Annotated in this window: 18 protein-coding genes and 1 pseudogene; 11 read left to right on the plus strand and 8 right to left on the minus strand. The window is 44.0% G+C overall.

The window, feature by feature from the left end; genetic code table 11:
• A pseudogene (locus AACR09_RS16130) lies at window positions 1-608 on the plus strand (sulfatase-like hydrolase/transferase); the annotation flags it as partial.
• A gap of 149 nt (window positions 609-757) precedes the next feature.
• On the opposite strand, the gene AACR09_RS16135 reads toward AACR09_RS16130, so the two are convergent.
• The 4 genes from AACR09_RS16135 to AACR09_RS16150 all read right to left on the minus strand — a co-directional run bounded on the left by AACR09_RS16135 (window position 758) and on the right by AACR09_RS16150 (window position 5,870).
• A complete protein-coding gene (locus AACR09_RS16135) occupies window positions 758-1,789 on the minus strand; it encodes a LacI family DNA-binding transcriptional regulator (protein WP_102446096.1) in 1,032 nt (343 codons plus the stop codon).
• Between the two features lie 263 nt (window positions 1,790-2,052).
• Complete coding sequence (locus AACR09_RS16140; protein WP_004736373.1) at window positions 2,053-3,147, minus strand: porin; 1,095 nt, start codon at window positions 3,145-3,147, stop codon at window positions 2,053-2,055.
• A gap of 248 nt (window positions 3,148-3,395) precedes the next feature.
• Entirely contained in the window at window positions 3,396-4,412 is a 1,017-nt protein-coding gene (locus tag AACR09_RS16145) for a nuclear transport factor 2 family protein (RefSeq protein WP_017100286.1), read from the minus strand.
• Between the two features lie 162 nt (window positions 4,413-4,574).
• On the minus strand, window positions 4,575-5,870 hold the full coding sequence (locus AACR09_RS16150; protein WP_017092550.1) for an MFS transporter: 1,296 nt from the start codon (window positions 5,868-5,870) through the stop codon (window positions 4,575-4,577).
• 348 nt (window positions 5,871-6,218) lie between these two features.
• Between AACR09_RS16150 and AACR09_RS16155 the strand changes: the two genes are divergently transcribed.
• The gene (locus AACR09_RS16155) at window positions 6,219-7,760 is read left to right on the plus strand and encodes a sodium:solute symporter family transporter (protein ID WP_193835407.1); all 1,542 of its coding nucleotides are present in this window, start codon (window positions 6,219-6,221) and stop codon (window positions 7,758-7,760) included.
• 43 nt (window positions 7,761-7,803) lie between these two features.
• Complete coding sequence (locus tag AACR09_RS16160) at window positions 7,804-9,174, plus strand: L-serine ammonia-lyase (RefSeq protein ID WP_193835408.1); 1,371 nt, start codon at window positions 7,804-7,806, stop codon at window positions 9,172-9,174.
• A gap of 117 nt (window positions 9,175-9,291) precedes the next feature.
• On the opposite strand, the gene AACR09_RS16165 is transcribed toward AACR09_RS16160, so the two are convergent.
• The gene (locus AACR09_RS16165; protein WP_004736367.1) at window positions 9,292-9,777 is read right to left on the minus strand and encodes an Lrp/AsnC family transcriptional regulator; all 486 of its coding nucleotides are present in this window, start codon (window positions 9,775-9,777) and stop codon (window positions 9,292-9,294) included.
• Between the two features lie 122 nt (window positions 9,778-9,899).
• Between AACR09_RS16165 and AACR09_RS16170 the strand changes: the two genes are divergently transcribed.
• Window positions 9,900-10,499 (plus strand): LysE family translocator, encoded by a 600-nt coding sequence (locus AACR09_RS16170; protein ID WP_004736366.1) that lies wholly within the window; start codon window positions 9,900-9,902, stop codon window positions 10,497-10,499.
• Between the two features lie 178 nt (window positions 10,500-10,677).
• On the opposite strand, the gene ahpF is transcribed toward AACR09_RS16170, so the two are convergent.
• Complete coding sequence (gene ahpF, locus AACR09_RS16175; RefSeq protein WP_193835409.1) at window positions 10,678-12,270, minus strand: alkyl hydroperoxide reductase subunit F; 1,593 nt, start codon at window positions 12,268-12,270, stop codon at window positions 10,678-10,680.
• 227 nt (window positions 12,271-12,497) lie between these two features.
• On the minus strand, window positions 12,498-13,055 hold the full coding sequence (gene ahpC / locus AACR09_RS16180; protein ID WP_004736364.1) for an alkyl hydroperoxide reductase subunit C: 558 nt from the start codon (window positions 13,053-13,055) through the stop codon (window positions 12,498-12,500).
• 499 nt (window positions 13,056-13,554) lie between these two features.
• Here ahpC and AACR09_RS16185 point away from each other — a divergent pair, with 499 nt between their 5' ends.
• The 3 genes from AACR09_RS16185 to AACR09_RS16195 all read left to right on the plus strand — a co-directional run bounded on the left by AACR09_RS16185 (window position 13,555) and on the right by AACR09_RS16195 (window position 16,493).
• Window positions 13,555-14,046: a VOC family protein gene (locus tag AACR09_RS16185; protein ID WP_010439712.1), complete on the plus strand. Its 492-nt coding sequence runs from the start codon at window positions 13,555-13,557 to the stop codon at window positions 14,044-14,046.
• A gap of 280 nt (window positions 14,047-14,326) precedes the next feature.
• Entirely contained in the window at window positions 14,327-15,703 is a 1,377-nt protein-coding gene (locus tag AACR09_RS16190) for a uracil-xanthine permease family protein (RefSeq protein ID WP_102488149.1), read from the plus strand.
• Between the two features lie 337 nt (window positions 15,704-16,040).
• The gene (locus AACR09_RS16195) at window positions 16,041-16,493 is read left to right on the plus strand and encodes a septal ring lytic transglycosylase RlpA family protein (RefSeq protein ID WP_102320537.1); all 453 of its coding nucleotides are present in this window, start codon (window positions 16,041-16,043) and stop codon (window positions 16,491-16,493) included.
• A gap of 119 nt (window positions 16,494-16,612) precedes the next feature.
• On the opposite strand, the gene AACR09_RS16200 is transcribed toward AACR09_RS16195, so the two are convergent.
• Window positions 16,613-17,110: a DUF2938 domain-containing protein gene (locus AACR09_RS16200; RefSeq protein WP_193835410.1), complete on the minus strand. Its 498-nt coding sequence runs from the start codon at window positions 17,108-17,110 to the stop codon at window positions 16,613-16,615.
• 96 nt (window positions 17,111-17,206) lie between these two features.
• Here AACR09_RS16200 and AACR09_RS16205 point away from each other — a divergent pair, with 96 nt between their 5' ends.
• From AACR09_RS16205 to AACR09_RS16220, 4 genes are all read left to right on the plus strand, one after another.
• Entirely contained in the window at window positions 17,207-17,596 is a 390-nt protein-coding gene (locus AACR09_RS16205; RefSeq protein ID WP_102533585.1) for a helix-turn-helix domain-containing protein, read from the plus strand.
• Window positions 17,597-17,782: 186 nt separating this feature from the next.
• Window positions 17,783-18,796 (plus strand): manganese-dependent inorganic pyrophosphatase, encoded by a 1,014-nt coding sequence (locus AACR09_RS16210; protein ID WP_102498429.1) that lies wholly within the window; start codon window positions 17,783-17,785, stop codon window positions 18,794-18,796.
• Window positions 18,797-19,149: 353 nt separating this feature from the next.
• Entirely contained in the window at window positions 19,150-19,602 is a 453-nt protein-coding gene (locus AACR09_RS16215) for a hypothetical protein (protein WP_050712177.1), read from the plus strand.
• Between the two features lie 382 nt (window positions 19,603-19,984).
• Window positions 19,985-20,188, plus strand: a complete 204-nt coding sequence (locus AACR09_RS16220) for a hypothetical protein (RefSeq protein WP_004736343.1) — start codon at window positions 19,985-19,987, stop codon at window positions 20,186-20,188.
• The last annotated feature ends 198 nt before the right edge of the window (window positions 20,189-20,386 follow it).

Here is a 20,386-nt window from a genome sequence, read left to right on the forward strand (position 1 = left end):
TCATGACGTGGCCAGATGGTGGTATGACACCATTCCATGGCGAAAAAGGCACAACTTGGGAAGGCGGCGTTCGCGCTCCTGCACTTGTGAGCTGGCCGGGTAAAATTCCTGCAGGTACTGTAGGCAATGGCATCTTTGATGGTATGGACTGGTTACCCACTCTGGTTGCTGCGGCTGGTGGTCCAACGGATCTTAAAGAAAAAATGCTGAAAGGTCACGATGGCTTTAAAGCGCACCTTGATGGTTACAACCAAGTGGACATGCTAACAGAGAAAGGCGAGTCAAATCGTAAAGAGATCTACTACTACGAACGAGACAAGCTACAAGCGGTTCGTATTGGCGATTGGAAGGCGCACTTTGTGGTCCAAAACCATGGCTGGAGTGGTCCGAAAGAGGAGCTAAACGCACCGTTACTCTTTAACTTGCGCCGTGACCCGTATGAGCGAGCGGCAGAAGAGTCGGGCATGTACTTGAAATGGATGGGGCAGAAAATGTGGGCATTTGGTCCTGCTCAAGCTGCTGTGCAACAACATCTAGCAACCTTCCAAGAGTGGCCCCCAGTGACACCAGATTTACCAGCTGAGAAAACAGGTGGTGTGGGTAATTAATTCGCACTTGTCTCAAGTAGTTGGGGCAGAAAAGGCTGAGTAGAAATACAAAATCCCGTTGGAGACTCTAATCGTCGCCAACGGGATTTTTTGTATTTTGGTTGTTTAAAAGCGTGTTTTAATCATGCAAACAAAGGCTGAAGAAAACGCTATTTTGCTTTCAACGTAGTGTTACGTTCTACAAATTGAACTGGGACCATTAATTTCACTAAGCTGGTGTCTTGCTCTTGAATCTGGCTAACGACAATTTTCACGGACTCACGTGCAAGGCGTCGGAAATCCTGCTTGAAAGTGGTCAATTGGTAGTTCAGCCACTGAGTTTGTGGGATGTCATCAAACCCAATCACTTGTAGGTCTTCTGGGATACGGAGTGCGAACTCTAAACGAGCCACGTCCATCACTGCCATAGCGAGATTGTCCGTCGCACAAAATATGGCTTCAGGATGAGAAGCCTCTTTGAACATGGCTCTGATGATCTCGAGTGAATCAAGGTAATCGTAGTCAGCTTCAATCACGCGAGCCTGTTTGCCAGTTAAGTCTTCAAATTCTGTGCAGAAACCCACTTGGCGCTCGCCATTGGTAAATGTCGGGACGTTACCTGTGAGGTAAGTGGCTGACTTGATACCAAGTTTATGAAAGTGCTGAGCAGCAAATTGACCTGCAGCGTAGTTGTCGCTTACCACATGGCTACTCTTAGTCCCTTCAACAACACGCGCGAACTGAACGATAGGGATGTCGAACTCTTCACACTCTTCATAAAGCGACTTATTAAAGGTCGCAGAAGCGGCAATCACGCCATCAACACGGTACTGGAAGATGTTAGGAATAGAGTGGTTATCGTTTCCATCAACTTGCCAAGGGATCAATACCGCAGAGTACCCCTGTTTTTGTAGCTCAGTAGAGATAAGCTGCAGTGTTTTCATGTGAATAGGGTAGTCGGCATCTGGGAAAACTAAGCCAATCAATTTGGATTCATTTGTCGTCAGACTGCGGGCAAAGGCATTGGGACGATAATTCAACGATTTTGCTGCATCGAACACTTTTTGTTTGGTCTTTTCAGACACTGAACTGCCCGGTACAAATACGCGAGATACAGTTGATTGAGAAACGCCAGCAAGCTTAGCGACATCTTTAGAGGTGACGGTTGGCTTTGACGCCGTGGAGTGTTTTGGAGAGTTCATAGACCATACTTTTGAACCAAATTGACTGCGTACAGAGTAACATGATTAGGTACGTACTCATTAAGTAATGCCAACGAATGATATGAAAGATAAGGAATAATGGTTATTTTGAATTCTATGTTGGGTACAACCCATTAACTGTGTCGCTACAAATGTCGTTACAAAAATGTAGCTTTAAATAAATAGTGACTAAAAAGCTCTGCTTAGAAGCAGAGCTTTAGATTACGAATTTACTCAAAAATGAACCACATACCGCTACATTGTTAGAAGTAGTAACGAATACCGGCAGCGAACTGATCATCGTTGTTTTCGTATTTCACACCATTGTATGAATCTTTACCGTTGTCGAATTGGTACTCCGTCCATACTAAGAACTTGTTCTTCTTAAAGTGGTACTCAAGGCCAGGGATAATAAGCTGACGTTCGTAGCCATTCGCGTTGTCGTCTGTGTCCGTTAAGTAGTTAACGTTAAAGGTTGGACGTAGACCATTTTCAAAGTGGTAGTAGGTGAAGAATTCAGCACCACGGTGGTCGTAAAATTCAGATTGGCTGGTGGTCTCCCAGTTTGAACCTTGGCTGTAAGTGAAACCAACAAATAGTCCATCATTAGTGTAGTTCACACCTAATAAACCTATGCGTTGTGTGTCGCCATCTTTGATGTTTTGAACTGTGCTATCCACATCATCAAACTCATTCTGATGGTACGCTAAGCCAATCGTTAGGCCATCCATAACGGTGTACAGCGTTGAAGCACCGATACCGTTTTTCAGCGTAACAGTATCTGAATTCGTTTGGTTGAATCTTGTTGATACAGCGACATCTTCACGAGTTGTTTGGTAAGTAAAGCCGTATTTCCAGTTGTCGTTAATGCTGTTGCGGTAAGTTATCGAGTTTTCAGCACGGCCTGTGCCTGATGAAATACCCCAGTCAGATAGGTTGTAGTAACCAGAACCACGTGAACCAAATACACGACCCATATCGGTAAACCAAGCCACATCGTAGAAGGTAGACCACTGCTTAGTACCTGCTGCGATCTTGCCGTATTTCTCGTGCTCTACGCCTGCGTATAGAAGTCGGTCGTAAATGTTATCGCCGTTAGCGCCCGAGTTATAACCCCATTCGGCATGGCCAAAGCCAGTCCAATCGTTGTCTAGTCCCATTTGACCTTTAAGGCCGAAACGAGAACTACCACTGTTCCATTCGCCATTATGATCGCCACCTTTGTCTTGGTAACGAACGTCGAAACGACCGTCTAAAGTAAGGCTATCGCCCGCGTCATTGGTAAAAGTGTGTGCAGCAAAAGCTGAACCTGATGTAAGTGCCGTCAGGATCACTGCAGAAAGTATCGACTTGTTCATTGTTGTTCTCTTTATTCAGGCCGCAGAAAGCCACCGTGCTTTCAAGCCCGTTATATTGGTAATGGTTTGGCAGGGTGTACCCCATCCATGAGGCACTAGTAGATTCAGTTATTAGTGGAGCAATAATGAATTGGTTGGAGCACTTACTAGGAGCGAGAAGGGTCCCCCAGTAAGCGTGGCAACCTAAATCAGATGTCTATTTAGGTTGCCACTATTTCGTTTCAATCTTTTGGATTAAAGCGTATCGATTACAGCGTTGGATTCATGATAGATGAAGTACGTTCGAACACGTCCAGACCTTGCTGTTGTAGCCAGTAAGGAAGATCGATAAGAACCCAGTTCTCAGACAGTTTGTCACCGTCGCGGTAGTAAACGTCAACCACTTGCATGTTTGCACGCACTTCGCCGCCAGTCATACCTAGGAAGCCACCTGTTGGTGTGTTTGATAGGTTTGGCCAACCGAAGAAACAAGAGAAGTTACCTTCAGCGAAACGACAAACGTGACCGTTGAACTTCTTATCTTTCAGGTTGTTACGGAAAGGAAGTTGGTGCTGTTGTTGGTAGCGAGGAATCGTGTAAGACGCGCCGATACCACATGGGCCGTACCAAATCATGTCTTTTGACCAGCTCTTCGCGAGTACTTCTGGTGGGCAACCCATTGCGCCGCTGTCGTTAAGAGCAGACAGGTCATCAACCATTTTGTTTACTAGAGCAAGCGTTGCAACGCCTTCTTCTGGATCTGCATCTTCGAATAGCAGACCATCGTGGTTACGTGGGCCAGGGTATACGAAGTGTTTACCAGTTGATGGTGGAAGTGGGTAGCAACCCGCTTGATCCATCATGCCTAGAAGGTCTAGGAACAGGCCTGTCTTAGTGATTTTTCCGTCAACCACACAGTTAAATTCTGCGTAGCGAACGTTCATGATCTTGCCAGTAGGGCGCATGCCTAGGTATTCAGCGTCGAATAGACCCATGAAGTGACCCATGCTCATTACCCAAATCTCATCTGGGTTAACTTCGTTGTTACCACCGATGAAGATGTCTTGACGACGCTGCATGCGAGTCATTGACTTCATCATTGGCGCCCAGAATACGTCAGCCGCTGCTTGTGCGCCTTCTTGCTCGCGGAATGGGTAAACACCGCGCCATAAGTAATCTTCAGACGTGTGCGCTTTTAAAACTTCAGCAACGTTCTCGTGTGTTGCGTTTTCGATAGCGTCAAAGTAATCGCGAACAATGCGTTTAGCTTCTTGATATTTAGACATAGTAAATTCTCTTTTTTGTTGTCGAGCCAACATTCGGAACAGGACTCGATTTGGATTTTGTTACCGGCTGACTTCTCAGCCGGATTGATGTTTATTTCGTGTCTTTAGAGGTCTTCAACTTCTAGAGGTTTTCAACTTTTAGAAGTCTTCAACTTAAGGGGATTAAGCTTTTGCTGTTTCCGCTTTTTTGCTCTTGTCGAAAATGCCGCCTTTCAATGTTTCTGGTAGAGATAGCCACAGTAGACCAGCTAGAATCCATACGATTGGCGAGCCCCACATTGCTGTCGCAAGGTCGCTGCGCTCTTGGATGAATACCAACACCATTGGTGCCCACATGCCGATGATACGACCACCGTGGAACAGAGCTGCACCGAAGCTACGTAGGTGAGCTGGGAACAACTCAGAGAAGTAGCCGCCCCATACCGCAGAAGCAGACAGACCGAAGTTGTAGATAAGACCTAGGATAGCCAGCATGTTTAGGCTGCCGATCATCACGTCGCTTGGTGCTACGAAGAATACTGAAGCCATGACACCCGCAAGGATGAAACCAAACGCGTTCACTTTACGGCCGTATTTGTCGGCGATTGCACCCCATACCCAAGCACCGAATAGAGAACCGAATGCTGAGATAGAGAAGATGATGCCGATAGTTGAACCGTCAAATTGGCGAACTTCTTTCAGGTACGTTGTCACGAAGCCAGAGAAGAATTGGTAGCCATAGAAGTTAAGGCCAGCCAGTAGTAGACAAGTAATGGTTAGCTTGCGGTAAGGCGCGCTTAGCATTTCACCCCAAGAACCTTTCTTCGCTGGTTTATTCGATGCTTCAGCCGCGGCTTGATCTTCTTCACCGTAAGCGATCACTTTCTTGTCGCTAGGCAGGATGAAGATCATCAGTGCTGCAGCAACTAGAGGAGGAATACCACCCACCCACATTAGGCTCTGCCAAGGTGCATCAACGCTAGAAATGAACGCCGCGTACGCACCCATTGCCATCAGGGCAACCGAGAACATAGAAGAAGCGAATGCCGTTAACTTACCGCGAACGCTTGGTGTGAAGAGGCCGATCATCAGGCTTACCGCTACCGTGAAGTAACCACCTAAAGAAATACCGATGATGAAACGCATTGCTGCCCACATCGCGTAGTCAGTAAACATCATGTTGATGATGGTTGCGCCGCCGTTCAGTGCAGTGATGACAATAAGAGTCGATTTCTTACCAAAGTTTGATGCCACCCATGCACAGCTCAGAGCACCAATAAGTGCACCAACCGACTGCCATGTATAGAACTGAGCGGTATCCGCCAAGTTAATACCATCATACGCATCAACGATGTAGGGGCGTACGTAGTCAATAATTACAAAGTTATAACAATAGAAAAAGTAGCCAACTAGAATTGCAAGATAAGCAGCTACCCTTTGAATCATAGGAACTTCGCTCATGTGTTTTTTAGTAGTCATGACCGATAAACCTTTATTTTTTATAGGGTGTTTTTAGTTTTGATTATTGTGCAGTGGTTATTGATGTTCACTACACCGTCTTCGTTTCGGGAGAGATAATAGAATTTTTGTGGTTATTAGATCCGTGATCAAAGTCAATTTTAAAATGAGTGCGTACCCATTTTATGCATTTTAGTGATCTTGATCTCATTAGATCGTTGTTTTGGGACTTTTTGGCCATTTAGAGTGTTTAATCATCTATCTTAGTGACAATACTCACACTTATTGTGGGTTTTTGAGGGAAAATATACATTTTTGAGTACTATTGGCGGCGAATGAATTGCGAAATATAATAAACGGAATCTAAAAATGGTTACGTACTCAAGTTTTGTGGTTATTGCTCTTTATGTACTAACTACTCTATTTATCAGTTACTTAGTGAATAAGCGTTATAGCGTTGGTGGCGATTTCTCAACGGGCGGAAAACAATTTGGTTGGTTTACGGCAGGTGTGTCGATTCTTGCCACCTACATCAGCGCAATGACGTTCGTGGGCATGCCGGGCTGGGTTTATAGCTCAGGCATGGAAGCGATGAGCGTCCATTTGAATTACCCAATAGTGATCTTTTTCGCTGTGGTTTTCTTTGTCCCGGTGTTTTACAAACTCGGCCTAACCTCGATTTATGAATACCTAGAGCACCGCTTTGGCGTTGTTGCTCGCACGATCAACTCCATCGTGTTCATTGTGGTTCAGTGTATTTCGGCAGGGGTTATTCTGTATGCGGTAGCCCTGATCTTAGTGCAAGTGCTGCCGGTGAGTATCTCCGAGGCAATCATCTACATCAGCTTATTTACCGCTTTGTATACCTATGCGGGCGGTATCTCGACTGTCATATGGACAGACATGTTGCAGTCGGCGGTATTGATCATCGGCAGTATTGCTATTTTTGCCTTATTGCTAATGAAGATTGATGCAGGTGAGGTGTTGTCTCCTGAACATCTAAACATCATCAATCTCGATTTCGACTTGGGAGTTGATACTACATTGTGGGCGGGTGTGGTTGCCGTGAGCTTCTTACATCTAAGTGTGTATGGTACTAACCAACTGATTATTCAAAGAACGTTGGCAACAAAGAACGTAAAGACAGCACAAAAATCGATGCTGCTTTGTGGTTACGGCGCGTTCTTTATTTATCTGTTTTTCTCGGTAATGGGCGTTCTATTGAGTGTCTTTTATCAAGAGCAAAGCTTTGAAAACAGCAACGAAGTAATTCTCGATTTTGTGTTTAACCATACCAACCCAATCATTGTTGGTTTGGTGATTTCCGCACTCTCGGCAGCGGCTATGTCGACACTGGATTCTACTTATAACTCAATGGCGACAGTCGCAACGTTCGATTTCTATAAGCGCTTTTTCCGTAAGAAAGCTTCCGATGCACATTATGAATCGGTGGCAAGAAAGATGAGCTTGGTTGCTGCGGCTTCAGTTGTAGTACCGGCTTTGATGGCGGTTTCTAACGAATCTGTGCTTAAGACGATTGCCAGCCTGACGTCCATTTTTGTTGGTATTCGCCTTGGCTCTTTCATCCTTGGTTTGTTCTTTAAAAAGGCAAATGAGAAAGGGGTGATTGCAGGCAGTATTGGCAGCGTAGTTGTGGTGTTCATTGCTAAATACAGTGGCATCTCTTGGCCTTGGTTTGCCTTGATTGGCACTGTGGTTTTCTTAGTGTTAGGTGTTGTCGTCAGTCGTTTCTGGGGAGAGGTTACCGAGCAACAAAACGAATTTATTGCCAAGCAGAAGCATTTGTTCGCTAAGCCTACGGCGAGTCATTACGGCTTGTTGGTCTTTGCTGTTGTGACGATTGCTGCTTGTACTGTTATCCCTGATTGGCTTTATGCCGTTCTTTCTTAATGAGTAAACTTTCTCAACTGGTTAATTTTTAACAGGTAAATCTATGCTGTCCATTTTTGATATCTATAAAATTGGTGTTGGCCCTTCAAGCTCACACACCAACGGCCCAATGATTGCGGGTTTCCATTTCACACAATTAATCGCCGATAGAATCGCAGAAGTCGTTCGTGTTCAAGTTGATTTATATGGTTCGTTATCGTTAACCGGAATAGGGCATCACACTGACAGAGCAACCATCTTGGGTTTACTCGGCAATAAGCCAGACACCATTAAAATCACCAGCGCTAATGAAGCGATGCGCCTTGCTATCAACAGTGGTGAAATGCAGCTGAGTGGCAGTCACACCATTGGCTTTAACTACCAAACCGACATGCTATTCCACGAAGACAATCTGCCTTTGCATGAAAACGGCATAATGATTACCGCGTTTAACCAAAGTGGAAATGTGATTGTAGATGAAACCTATTACTCGATTGGTGGTGGTTTTATCGCAACCGCGGATGAACTGCAGAATGGCACTCAAACCCAAGCCGTAGAAGTCCCTTTCCCATTCAAAAATGCCGATGAAATGCTGCAACAAGCGGATAATAGCGGTATGAGCCTTGGTGGCATGATTCTAAAAAATGAAGCAGCTTTCCAAAGCGCGGATGTTATTTCAGAAAAGGCCGATCAAATCTGGCGAGTAATGACTCGCTGCATGGAACGCGGCTTTGAAACTGAAGGCATTCTTGATGGTGGTTTGAACGTGACCCGTCGTGCACCGAACCTGCTGAAAAAGCTGGAAGCGAACGCGGCGGTTGAAAACGATCCAATGGAAATCATGGATTGGATTAACTTGTTCGCCTTTGCGGTGAGTGAAGAAAATGCGGCTGGTGGCCAAGTGGTGACATCACCAACTAATGGTGCTGCGGGTGTCATCCCTGCCGTATTGATGTATTACCATCGCTTCATTAAAGAGTTGGATACCAAGCAGTTAAAAGACTTCTTAGCCGTATCGGGTGCGATTGGTATTTTGTACAAAACCAACGCTTCTATTTCTGGTGCGGAAGTAGGGTGCCAAGGTGAAGTGGGCGTGTCGTCTTCTATGGCGGCAGCGGGTTTAACGGCATTACGTGGTGGCAGCAATGAGCAGATTTGTATTGCGGCCGAAATTGCGATGGAGCATTCATTGGGTATGACATGTGACCCGATTGGTGGCTTGGTACAAGTGCCATGTATTGAACGAAATGCGATGGGTTCCATGAAGGCGATTAATGCTTCACGAATGGCACTCAAACGTAACAGCAAAAGCCTGATTTCATTGGACAAAGTGATCGCCACTATGTATCAGACGGGTAAAGACATGAATAAGAAGTATCGTGAAACGTCTCTAGGTGGTTTGGCGCTGATTCATTTAGCTCACCCTTGTGAATAGCAAGCGTAAATAAACGATATCTGTTTCAAAATAACAAAGCCCAGCCCCTAAGTTATAGAAATCTAGAGAGCTGGGCTTTTATTTTGCTTAAAGAAAAGGGCTGTCAGGAGAAGTGAACTAATCCCCAAGAGGCAACTTATAGCTGTTTTTCAACTCTTTAACCGAGATATTCGACTGAATTGCACTCACGCCTTTGACTCGTCTGATCGAGCTAATACGCTCAAAGTACTCTTCTAAATCTTTCGCTAGCACTTGAATCATATAGTCGGCACCACCTGCAATGCAGTGACACATAGGAATCCAATCGGTTACTTCGACAAACTCTTCAAACGGTTCTGTGTTTTCTACTTCATGGTTACCCAAGGTCACAAGAGTAAAACCAGCTACATGAAAACCAAGCTTTTTGCGGTTTAGCTTCGCGGCGTAACCATCGATATAACCCGTCTCTTCCATGCGTTTCCAACGGCGCCAGCACGGAGTCTCGCTGAGGTTCACTTTCTCTGCGAGCTTACTGTTGCTCATGCGTCCGTCTTGTTGGATATGTTCTAAGATGGCGATATCTGTGTCATCTAACACTTCTTTGGTGGATTCTTTCTGTTTCATGGTATTTTTAGAAAAGTCTTGCTCAAATTTGGATTAATATTAGCCTATATAGCAATTTAATTCCTAGTCGAATCTGTAAACTCTCTCCGTATAAATACTTTACTTATTAGGAGTGAGAGGAAATGAGCTCTCAATTAATGCTGGCGTTCTTGCTATTTTCAACATCAATTGCAATTACACCTGGGGCAGGCAATATCGCATTACTTGGGATTTCAAGTCGTTATGGATTTGCTGCGACTTTACCTTTTATCTCTGGGAACGCTGTTGGCATCATCATCGTACTGGCGGGTTCTAGTGTCGGTTTGGTGAGCCTATTTACCCTTTACCCAGAGCTATACAACATTTTGAAATACGCGGGTGCGGCTTATTTGCTGTTCATGGCGTGGTCGATTGCTAACATGCAAATCGAAGAAAGCACCACAGATAAACGTTCAGGTTTTATGTCAGGTGTGTTGGTGCAGGTGTTAAACCCTAAAGGTTGGATAGCGTCATTAACCGTGTTTTCGCAATTTATTACTCCGAATGCAGATTACTTGATTCAAGTAGTGACCATTATCGCGGGTATGGTGATTACCGGTGTGCCGTGCATGTTGGTGTGGGCGTATTGCGGCACCATGCTGAAAAAATTACTGCAATCACCAAAACAGATGATGTTTGTGAACCGTTGTTTGGGTGGAAGCTTAGCGATGGTGGTTGCCTTTATGCTTTATCAACCAGCATAAAGCGTCTCTACAAATAAAAAACCACTCCTAAATCCATAGGAGTGGTGTCTAAATATCGACTAAGTCGTTAACAGTAAAGAATTAAGTTAACAAATATTTAAGGAACTTGAGTTAAAAGCTTTTAAGCCTAGAAGCTTTTAAGTTTTAAGTTTTAAGTTTTAAGTTTTAGGTTTAAAGCTTAAGCCGTTTCAGCCTCTTTAACTGGAGCTGAGTTACGGATTAGGTGGTCAAATGCACCTAAGCTTGCTTTTGCACCTTCACCCATCGCAATGATGATCTGTTTGTAAGGTACGGTTGTTACGTCACCCGCTGCGAACACACCTTTCATTGATGTAGCGCCATGAGCGTTGATTTCAATTTCACCGCGTGGTGAAAGCTCAACTTTCGAACCCTTCAACCATTCGCTGTTTGGCATTAGGCCGATTTGAACAAAGATACCCGCGAGTTCGATCTGTTTAAGTTCATCGGTGTTGCGGTCTTTGTATTCCAGACCGGTTACACGGTTACCATCACCAATCACTTGCGTTGTTTGCGCCATCTTGATGATTTTGATGTTTGGTGTTGCGTTCGCTTTGTCGATAAGCACTTGGTCGGCACGCAATGTGTCTGCAAATTCAAGTACGGTTACGTGTTCAACGATACCCGCTAAATCAATTGCCGCTTCAATGCCTGAGTTACCACCACCAATAACCGCTGTTTTCTTACCTTTGAATAAAGGGCCGTCACAGTGTGGGCAGTAAGCGACGCCTTTGTTGCGGTAGTCTTGCTCACCCGGAACGTTCATTTCACGCCAGCGAGCACCCGTACTTGTGATGACCGTGCGAGATCGTAATGTTGCGCCGCTCTCAAGCTCAACGTGGATGTAGCCGTCTTCTGTGTCTTCTGCCGCAATGATGTTAGCCGCGCGCTGCTCAGTCATTACTTCAACACCGTACTCTTTTACGTGCTCTTCAAGGCTTGCCACTAACTTAGGGCCAGTTGTCGCTTTCACAGAGATAAAGTTTTCAATCGCCATGGTATCCATGACTTGGCCACCGAATCGGTCAGCAACCACACCAGTTCGAATGCCTTTACGTGCTGCATAAATTGCCGCTGAAGAACCTGCAGGGCCACCGCCGACAACCAATACATCAAACGGTGCTTGTTCGTTTAGGTTAGCTGCTTTCTTTTCTGCAGCGCCTGAATCAACTTTGTTGAGAATTTCAGCCAGTGACATACGTCCTTGACCAAATAGCTCACCGTTAATAAACACGCTTGGAACTGCCATGATGTCGCGAGACTTCACTTCATCTTGGAATGCTGCGCCATCAATCATCGTTGTCTTAACTAGCGGGTTAATCGCCGACATCATGTTGAATGCCTGAACCACTTCTGGACAGTTTTGGCACGATAGTGAGATAAAAATCTCTACATTAAGCTCTTGATCGAGTTCTTTAATTTGCTCGATTACGTCCGCTTCAAGCTTGATAGGGTGACCACCACTATGAAGCAGTGCAAGTACCAGTGATGTGAACTCGTGGCCCATTGGCAAACCGGCAAAACCGATCGCGGTGCCTTTCTCTTGGTTCACTACCTGCATGATAGGACTGCGAGTGCTTGCGCTATCATCTCGAGTCACTTCAATTTTGTCGGTGAGAGACGCGATATCATTCGCTAGGTCTTGAAGTTTGTTCGCGGTATCGCTGCTATCAAGGCTCAGCACTAACTGAACATTGGTTTTTAGGTTTTCTAGGTATGCTTTTAGCTGCTGCTTCATTGCTTGATCTAACATAATCGTGCCTGCTCTTAAATTCTGTGTCTTGGTATTGACCAATACCTTCTTGCTGAAAAAGGAAAATAAAAAGGGGGCGCAAGTCGGCAAATATTGTGTTGTTGATGGCTTGAAAGGGTGGCGCGCAACTGCCCTTTAGGAGGGAGGCCGAAGCGCGCCTGTAGAACCGTTTAACTGTTCTGTTTTACTTGTTCTTTCTAGCTGTTCTTGTTTGAACTAGGCTTAGATTAAATCTTGCCTACTAGGTCTAGAGATGGCGCTAGAGTCTCTTCGCCTTCTTTCCATTTAGCTGGGCAAACTTCACCTGGGTGAGCGGCTACGTATTGTGCTGCTTTAACCTTGCGTAGTAGGTCTTCAGCGTCACGTCCGATGCCTTCAGCTGTGATTTCCATTGCTTGGATAACGCCTTCAGGGTCGATTAGGAACGTTGCACGGTCTGCAAGGCCCTGACCTTCACGCATAACGTTGAAGTTATTTGTGATGTTGCCTGTTTGGTCGCCTACCATGAAGTATTCGATAGTGCCGATTTTGTCAGAAGTATCGTGCCATGCTTTGTGAGAGAAGTGCGTGTCAGTTGATACTGAGAAAACTTCTACGCCACGAGATTGAAGCTCTGCGTATTTGTCTTGTAGGTCAACTAGCTCAGTTGGACATACAAACGTGAAGTCTGCTGGGTAGAAGAAGAATACAGCCCACTTGCCTTTAACGTCTTGCTCAGTGATTTCTACGAATTCGCCGTTTTTGAATGCTGTTGCGTTGAATGGTTTGATTTCTGTGTTGATCATGATTCGACTCTCTTTCTAATTTGTAGTGTTTAACGCTATCCCGCGTCGATGGAGCTATATTGCATTCGCACCGAAAATTAGTGAAATCGGACATTTCTATAGATTCAATAGGCAAATCCTATCTTCGTAAGAAGAGAGCTATCGACAAAAGCTATCGATAAAAGTTATCAAACTAGGGCTACGTTCTATTTGGGTAGCTATGCTCTTTAGGCTGTTCTCTATTTCGGCTTATCTCTATTCACGTAAGCCTCTATGTATCTATGTATCTATGTATCTAAGTAGGTAAGTAGGTAAGTAGGTAAGTAGGCAAGGGCAGGCATGGCTTCTTTCAGCGAGCTGGGATTTGATGCTAAATCTGTAAATAACGAAATATTATCATTAATATAATTTATGATAATTTCAGTTAATCGTCACATCTCCATATACTCTCTCCATCGAAACGAAACATCGAAGCCAGTCTTCGAAACGCACAGAATTAAAAACGAATTTGGAGCAAGTTATGAAAATGAATCACGTAGGCATCATGGTTGGCGACATGGACAAAGCAGTCGAGTTTTACACGAAAGCTTTAGGTCTAAGAATCGTAATGAACAACACCAAAGTAATGGAAGAGCGCGAATCAGCAATCGGCCGTATGTGTATCGCAGTATTTGGCGAAGGCTTCAAAGGCTTCAACATTGCACACCTAGTAACTTCTGATGGTATCGGTGTTGAGCTGTTCGAAATGAAAGATCGTCAAGAGCGTCACGAAGTAGACTTCTCTCGTCTAGGCATCTTCCACTTCTGTCTGCAACTTCCAAAAGAGCAGTTTCATTCAGCTATTAAGCGCGTTGAAGAGTTTGGCGGTAAGGTTCGTATGGACATCATGCGTTACCACCCAGAAGACGAACTAAAACAAGCGCAAATGGTTTATCTAGAAGACCCGTTTGGCAACCTATTCGAATTTTACTCGCACACATACGAAGACACCTACGCGACTGATTACGAGTAATAGCGTTACTGCCTTCCATAGGTAGAAAAACCGAAACACCCCCTAAAGAGGATTGGTAGCGATACCAATCCTTTTTTTGTGTCTGTAGGGCTTAATTTAGGAACATCGGATAAACTATCGGTTGCACTAAAACAAGCCGACATTGTTGCTCTATAGTGCAACGTTGGACTGATTGAAAACTTAACTGATTGATAAATATGATGTTAAACCATTGGCATATATGTTGCTCTATTGCCTTTATGTAAATTGTATACAATAAAAAATACATAAAGGAAGTCACATGGAACAGAACAGTGAATTGATCTACGGATTAGACGATCGACCATCAGTTAAAGCAGCCAGTTACGCGGCGCTGCAGCATGTATTAGCCAGCTTTGTTGGCATTATCACACCAACGCTCATTATTGGCGGTGTTTTAGGGTTGGGTGAACACATCCCTTATTTGATCAGCATGGCACTGATGGTGTCTGGGGTTGGCACTTTTATACAAGCTAGGAAAATAGGGCCAGTTGGCGCAGGGATGATCTGTGTCCAAGGGACCAGCTTTGCGTTCTTAGGTTCTGTCTTAGGTGCGGGTTTTCTTGTTAAAGCAAATGGAGGTGGGCCGGATGAAATGCTCGCCACCATTTTTGGTGTCTGCTTCTTTGGTGCATTTGTCGAAATCGTCCTATCGCGCTTTATCGAAAAACTCAAAGTAGTGATCACGCCCGTTGTGACCGGCATCGTTATCACGACGATTGGTGTCTCTTTGATTAAAGTCGGCGTCACTGATATCGCTGGTGGTGTTGGCGCAGAAGATTTTGGTTCTGGAAGCAATTTGATGTTGGGTGCGATTGTGCTCGGAACCATAGTGGCACTTAACCTAAGCAACAACACCATGGTAAGGCTGTCGTCGATTTTAGTCGGATTGGTTGTAGGGTGGGGCGTTGCTATTCTGATGGGCAAAGCACCAATGGTTTCTTTTGCATCTCAACCGCTATTGAGTATCCCAGTCCCATTTAAATATGGCTTCGCTTTTGATTGGCAAGCCTTCCTCCCTATTGCTTTTATCTACTTGATTACTGTTATTGAAACGACGGGCGACCTTACCGCCAATAGCATGTTCTCAGGCCAACCAGTTAAGGGGCCAAAATACATCAATCGACTCAAGGCTGGCGTGCTAGGTGACGGCGTGAACTCGCTTATCGCCGCTGTATTTAATACTTTTCCGAACACGACTTTCAGCCAGAACAATGGCGTGATCCATTTTACTGGAATTGCGAGTCGTTACATTGGCTACTTCATTGCGGCAATTCTTTTTCTATTAGGTCTATTTCCCATCTTAGGCGCGGTATTAATGACGATTCCAAAGCCAGTATTAGGCGGAGCGACATTGGTGATGTTTGGTACGGTTGCTGCGGCGGGCATCAAGATTATCGCTAGTGAGAAGCTGGATCGTCGCAGAATCATGACGATTGCCATCTCATTAGGTTTAGGGCTGGGGGTAATGCTGGTACCGGATTTATTGAAAGAAGCCCCCAAGCTAGTGCAAAGCATATTTGGCTCACCAGTAACGATGTCGGGTGTTGCTGCTCTTGTGATTACTGGGCTGATGTCTCTGGTTCCAGAAAACAAAACCAAGCCTGTGGCAAGTTCGGTACAAACCAGTAAAGCGTAACTTATACAGCCGAGAAGAAGCGTAGGTGACTGATTACGGACAATTGCGCTTAAGGCAGAAAAACGAATTACCCCTAAAGAGGATTGGTAGAGATACCAATCCTCTTTTGTATTTGGATGTTTGGCTGAGTGACTTATCTACATGAAGCGATTAAGAAATATACAGATTTAAGGCGTTGTTAAAGTTGACGTTTTGACGATAAAACCTTTCATGAATATGACGGAAGAAAGTGTCGTTCATGAAAACATTCCGTCATCATACCGAATGGTAGCCTTGGCTGAGCAGTGACTATACTCAGCATTATATTGCTAACCAACAACAACGAAAATAGAGAAACATGCAGAGATTAGCGCACACAAACCACATGAAAAAATTACATATTATCTTTACCGCTCTTATCCTTATGATATTAGCCGGATGCACCTCAACGTCGGCTGTCGGTAGTTCTAAAACAAAGGAATATGCCAAATCACATGCTCTTGCTGGTAAAGCTTCTTGGTATGGGGATAAATTCCATGGAAGGCTCACAGCAAGTGGTGAGACGTATAATATGAATGCGACTACTGCGGCTCATAAAACCTTGCCATTCGGGACTATCGTGAGAGTGACCAATACAAACAATAACAAGTCTGTTGATGTGAAAATTAATGATCGAGGCCCTTATGTAAAAGGCCGAGTGATCGACCTGTCGCACAAGGCATTTGCAAAAATCGGCAACGTTAAACAAGGCACCGTGCCTGTTAAAATCGAGATTGTTGATGATAGTAATACCTTTCGATATAAACACTAGAACCGACTCTCAGCCTCCCTTTTTTTGGGAGGCTAAGTGACAGGAAGTTGGACAACTATTTATCAAAAAACGCATGATTTATTCATGGGTTAGAAGACATAACTCATGAATAAAACCTTTCAGCCATTAGTCACAATCATTACTAATAAAGCACTCCCGAATAAACCAATTCCGTATGCGTTATGTGCCAACAAACTTAAGGATCGTGCTTTCCAAGGTTTAGGGGTTTTACTTGCCGCTATCCCGAAGCCAAGGCAAGGTTGAATAACAAAGAATGGAAAGACCAAAGTTACAATACCAGTCAGTAAAGCCGGAATTAACCTCGGTTCTGCTAGCCATTCTTCTCCCCAAATAAAGATGAGAACTAGCGCAAAAACGACACCTATCAAGTAATGCAATATCCATCCTAAAACCTTCTCTCCTTTCACTTTTGGTGTCGCCATTATAGGATTATGAAAAAATTGCCCTTTGGATATTAAAAAGAACCAACGAGCGACCAGTGCGTAATCAAGTGATGGAATCCCCAACAACTTTTTTTGAATCCAAGCCCACATATCCATAGCTAAAGTGCCACCAATACCAATCAATATGGCTTGTAAGTAAACCGAAGTGTCCATTTGAAATTACTCCTATATTTTGTACTTTATTTAAACATTGTTATATTCACAGGCACGTTACCACTTGAAGTCGACTTTAAGTCAAGGATGCATTTTATGGATATTGCAGAAGTCTCTAGGGAGTCTGGACTAGCTCCTTCAACGTTAAGATATTATGAGAAAATTGGTCTTATTCGTTCTAATGGAAGAAAAGGGTTAAGGAGGCAGTACTCACCAAAGGTATTAAACAAATTAAATGTTATTTCCCTTGGGCGTATTGCTGGATTATCACTAAATGAAATATCAACAATGTTTGATACATCAGATGAATTGGCAATTGATCGCGCGTTATTGATGCAGAAGGCCGAAGACGTTGATATTCAAATCAAACGCCTGAAAGTAGTACGTGACAGCCTTAAACATGTAGCGACTTGTCCACAACCGTCTCATTTAGACTGCTTATCATTTCAGAAATTGATGAAATCAGTTAAACGCTATTTCGCTTAAATTTTGTGAGAATGGAACTTCAGTGAATACATTTTTGGGCAAAAGCACGTTAGCTCGGAACTCAAAGTGAGGGAAATTACATTTCGTTACTCACTGAAGTAAATCTGAAATATTGGTGACACGGTTCTGAAATTTTTGGTGTTTAGCTTATGGGATTCTATATCGAATTCAAATAAGGAAATACCCGTGAAGCTAACCCCTGTCGTTGCAGCCGTAATTATGTCTTTCAGTTCAGCAAGTTTTGCTTTTAGCTTGCAACAATCTGCCAATGAAAACAGTGAAGATCTCGTATGGACAGGGCACCTAAGCCCAGACAGCGACACGGTAATGTCTGCGATGCTCGCGGCTCATATCTATGGCGGTACAGCGACAGTACCAGAGCCGATTAATCCAGAATCCACCTTCATCTTGAACTACTGTAATGCAGAATCGCCACGCGTAGAGACAGATTACTCTTCATACCGAGTGGGGCTGGTAGACTTCAATCAAGTCACTCAGCTAGCGCCAACCATTGACCAAGCATCGATTGTTGCTGTGGTTGATCATCACGCAATTGGTGGCTCACCGATTAACACACCACAAATTGTCGAGATGGATATTCGAGGTTGGGGATCGGCAGCGACAATTTTGGCAGATAACGCTGAAAAGCTGGATGTGACGCTACCTAAGCACCTTGCTTGTGTAGGCTTAGGCGCAATCCTTTCTGATACCGTGGTATTCCAATCATCAACCACTACTGAGCATGATCGTGAATACGCTGAAAAGCTGGCAAAAGTTGCAGGTATTTCAGATATTGAAGATTTCGGCCAACAGATGCTGATTGCTAAGTCGGATCTCAGCCATCTTTCTTCTGAAACCATTCTGACTCTGGACTACAAGAACTTTAAGTACGGTGGCAAACAGGTGGGTATCGGTGTCGCTGAAACGCTAACGGCTCAGCAATTGATTGACCGCAAAGATGAGCTTTTGGCGGCTATGAAAGCCTACAAAGAAGAGAACGGCTTGGACCATCTGTTCTTCTCTATCACAGACACTAAGAACAAAGAAGCAAACTTACTTTGGGTAGATGAAAGCGACTATCAAGTCATCAAATCGGCTTTCAACGCTGAACCAACAAGCGACATGCTGACATTAGAAGGCGTCACTTCGCGTAAGCGTCAGATTGGCCCTGCGGTACAAAAGGCAATAGAGAGCTTGTAGAGAATAAGAACCGTTACTTTATAAACAAGTAGTGAAGGGGTTGGTAGAGATACCAATCCCTTTTTTGTTTTGGATGTGCTGAATTGGGTTTGGATAAAGTTGAGTTACGTTTTTTCTAATTTGACAAAGTTTATGGATAATCCGGATCTAACATAGCCCTTTATGATACGAATCCCAAAGGACATTCACGACCAACCACGTGAAGAGTTAGACTTAGAGCAGCCTTAAACAAGTAACCAATCCTAGTCGCGGCTTTCTATTATCGGTAAGTTAGTATTCATAGTTTGAACTAATAATACAGTGTTTTATTGTTTATAGTAAACCCCAGACAGAATGACTAACAGGACAATGAAATGACCTCAATCAAAACCATTGGTTTAACAGCTATCGCACTTGCACTTATGACAATTACTGGCTGTACCAGCTTAAAGGTAAAGGCTGCGAACGTATTCGTGTCTGACCCAATTATCACACACGCAGACCACGACCAACTTACCGAAGCCAGTTCGAAAATCGATGGTATCCGTTATACATCAATGACGACGACGATCATCACGACCAAAGCAGCCAAGCGCACAAATGGAGTTGCTCGCGTAGACATCGAGGCTGATGGAATCGAAGAGGTGCAATCAAAATGGCATGGTGAAGAACACGTTTGTCAGATGTACCACGATCGCATGAATAATCCAGAAACTGAGGGCCTGTCAGACATCGTTGGCAATGGGTTGGCGCTGAACTACCAGATCGCTATTCGTGGTGTTGATGGTCAGTCCTATACTTGTTCTGGGCATGTAGATCCACAATAACAAAAAATAACACTGCGCTTTACTGGGTCTATTTCAAAAGTTGGAAACGAATTTTTTTTATCGCTGTTTGGTGAGTAATGTGCCTGTTTTTCACATTAGCTAGTTGTATTACTCGTGCCATACCTAATGAAACGTTTAAGGCACTTTCGAGATAGGAAGTGCCAAAGGTAAAAATTCATCCTACGAAGCTTCTGGACATAAATGAGTTTCGAAGAACCAAGTATTAGCAAATCACGAATTAGCATAAGTATGGAAAGTCACTAAGCTCACTGTCCAGTATTGTTTTTACACAAATCTGACATTGATGAATGCCATAAGCTATCGATATAAACATCAATATATTGTATTATTATATCCGTATTTATACTTATTAGGATTTTCTATGTTGATTCACGAATTTTCGAATAAGGACGTTACCGCTGAGCATGTAATTTTAGCTCAAGCAATACTAGCAGGGACTGCTCAAGGTGATAAAAGTAAAGCACAGCGCTTTATGATTTTTGTAAATGAGATTCCAGATGCGCCGACTGTGCAAAACCTGATTCCACGCTTTAGTCAATTTATGAAGCGCTTTAAAGCCAGCTGACATTCAGAATACGTTACACAGGGATGTGTAATTAAGATCACCAATTCCCCCCTAAACACTACCTACTTTTAAACTCTATCTGACCCTATGCTCGCTCTATGATGTAGTGGTCTAATGATCCCGGACACCAAATTAGGTGGTAAAGTCTCCACCATAAATGAGGTGTTCAATGACAAAACGACAACGACGTACATTTTC

Source organism: Vibrio sp. OPT20, assembly GCF_963889365.1.
Lineage (GTDB): Bacteria > Pseudomonadota > Gammaproteobacteria > Enterobacterales > Vibrionaceae > Vibrio > Vibrio splendidus.

What these genes read in the sequence shown, in the direction of transcription:
- AACR09_RS16135 (WP_102446096.1), bottom strand. Translation starts at nt 1,789, where the DNA reads ATGAACTCTCCAAAACACTCCACGGCGTCAAAGCCAACCGTCACCTCT.
- AACR09_RS16140 (WP_004736373.1), bottom strand. Translation starts at nt 3,147, where the DNA reads ATGAACAAGTCGATACTTTCTGCAGTGATCCTGACGGCACTTACATCA.
- AACR09_RS16145 (WP_017100286.1), bottom strand. Translation starts at nt 4,412, where the DNA reads ATGTCTAAATATCAAGAAGCTAAACGCATTGTTCGCGATTACTTTGAC.
- AACR09_RS16150 (WP_017092550.1), bottom strand. Translation starts at nt 5,870, where the DNA reads ATGACTACTAAAAAACACATGAGCGAAGTTCCTATGATTCAAAGGGTA.
- AACR09_RS16155 (WP_193835407.1), top strand. Translation starts at nt 6,219, where the DNA reads ATGGTTACGTACTCAAGTTTTGTGGTTATTGCTCTTTATGTACTAACT.
- AACR09_RS16160 (WP_193835408.1), top strand. Translation starts at nt 7,804, where the DNA reads ATGCTGTCCATTTTTGATATCTATAAAATTGGTGTTGGCCCTTCAAGC.
- AACR09_RS16165 (WP_004736367.1), bottom strand. Translation starts at nt 9,777, where the DNA reads ATGAAACAGAAAGAATCCACCAAAGAAGTGTTAGATGACACAGATATC.
- AACR09_RS16170 (WP_004736366.1), top strand. Translation starts at nt 9,900, where the DNA reads ATGAGCTCTCAATTAATGCTGGCGTTCTTGCTATTTTCAACATCAATT.
- ahpF (WP_193835409.1), bottom strand. Translation starts at nt 12,270, where the DNA reads ATGTTAGATCAAGCAATGAAGCAGCAGCTAAAAGCATACCTAGAAAAC.
- ahpC (WP_004736364.1), bottom strand. Translation starts at nt 13,055, where the DNA reads ATGATCAACACAGAAATCAAACCATTCAACGCAACAGCATTCAAAAAC.
- AACR09_RS16185 (WP_010439712.1), top strand. Translation starts at nt 13,555, where the DNA reads ATGAAAATGAATCACGTAGGCATCATGGTTGGCGACATGGACAAAGCA.
- AACR09_RS16190 (WP_102488149.1), top strand. Translation starts at nt 14,327, where the DNA reads ATGGAACAGAACAGTGAATTGATCTACGGATTAGACGATCGACCATCA.
- AACR09_RS16195 (WP_102320537.1), top strand. Translation starts at nt 16,041, where the DNA reads ATGCAGAGATTAGCGCACACAAACCACATGAAAAAATTACATATTATC.
- AACR09_RS16200 (WP_193835410.1), bottom strand. Translation starts at nt 17,110, where the DNA reads ATGGACACTTCGGTTTACTTACAAGCCATATTGATTGGTATTGGTGGC.
- AACR09_RS16205 (WP_102533585.1), top strand. Translation starts at nt 17,207, where the DNA reads ATGGATATTGCAGAAGTCTCTAGGGAGTCTGGACTAGCTCCTTCAACG.
- AACR09_RS16215 (WP_050712177.1), top strand. Translation starts at nt 19,150, where the DNA reads ATGACCTCAATCAAAACCATTGGTTTAACAGCTATCGCACTTGCACTT.
- AACR09_RS16220 (WP_004736343.1), top strand. Translation starts at nt 19,985, where the DNA reads ATGTTGATTCACGAATTTTCGAATAAGGACGTTACCGCTGAGCATGTA.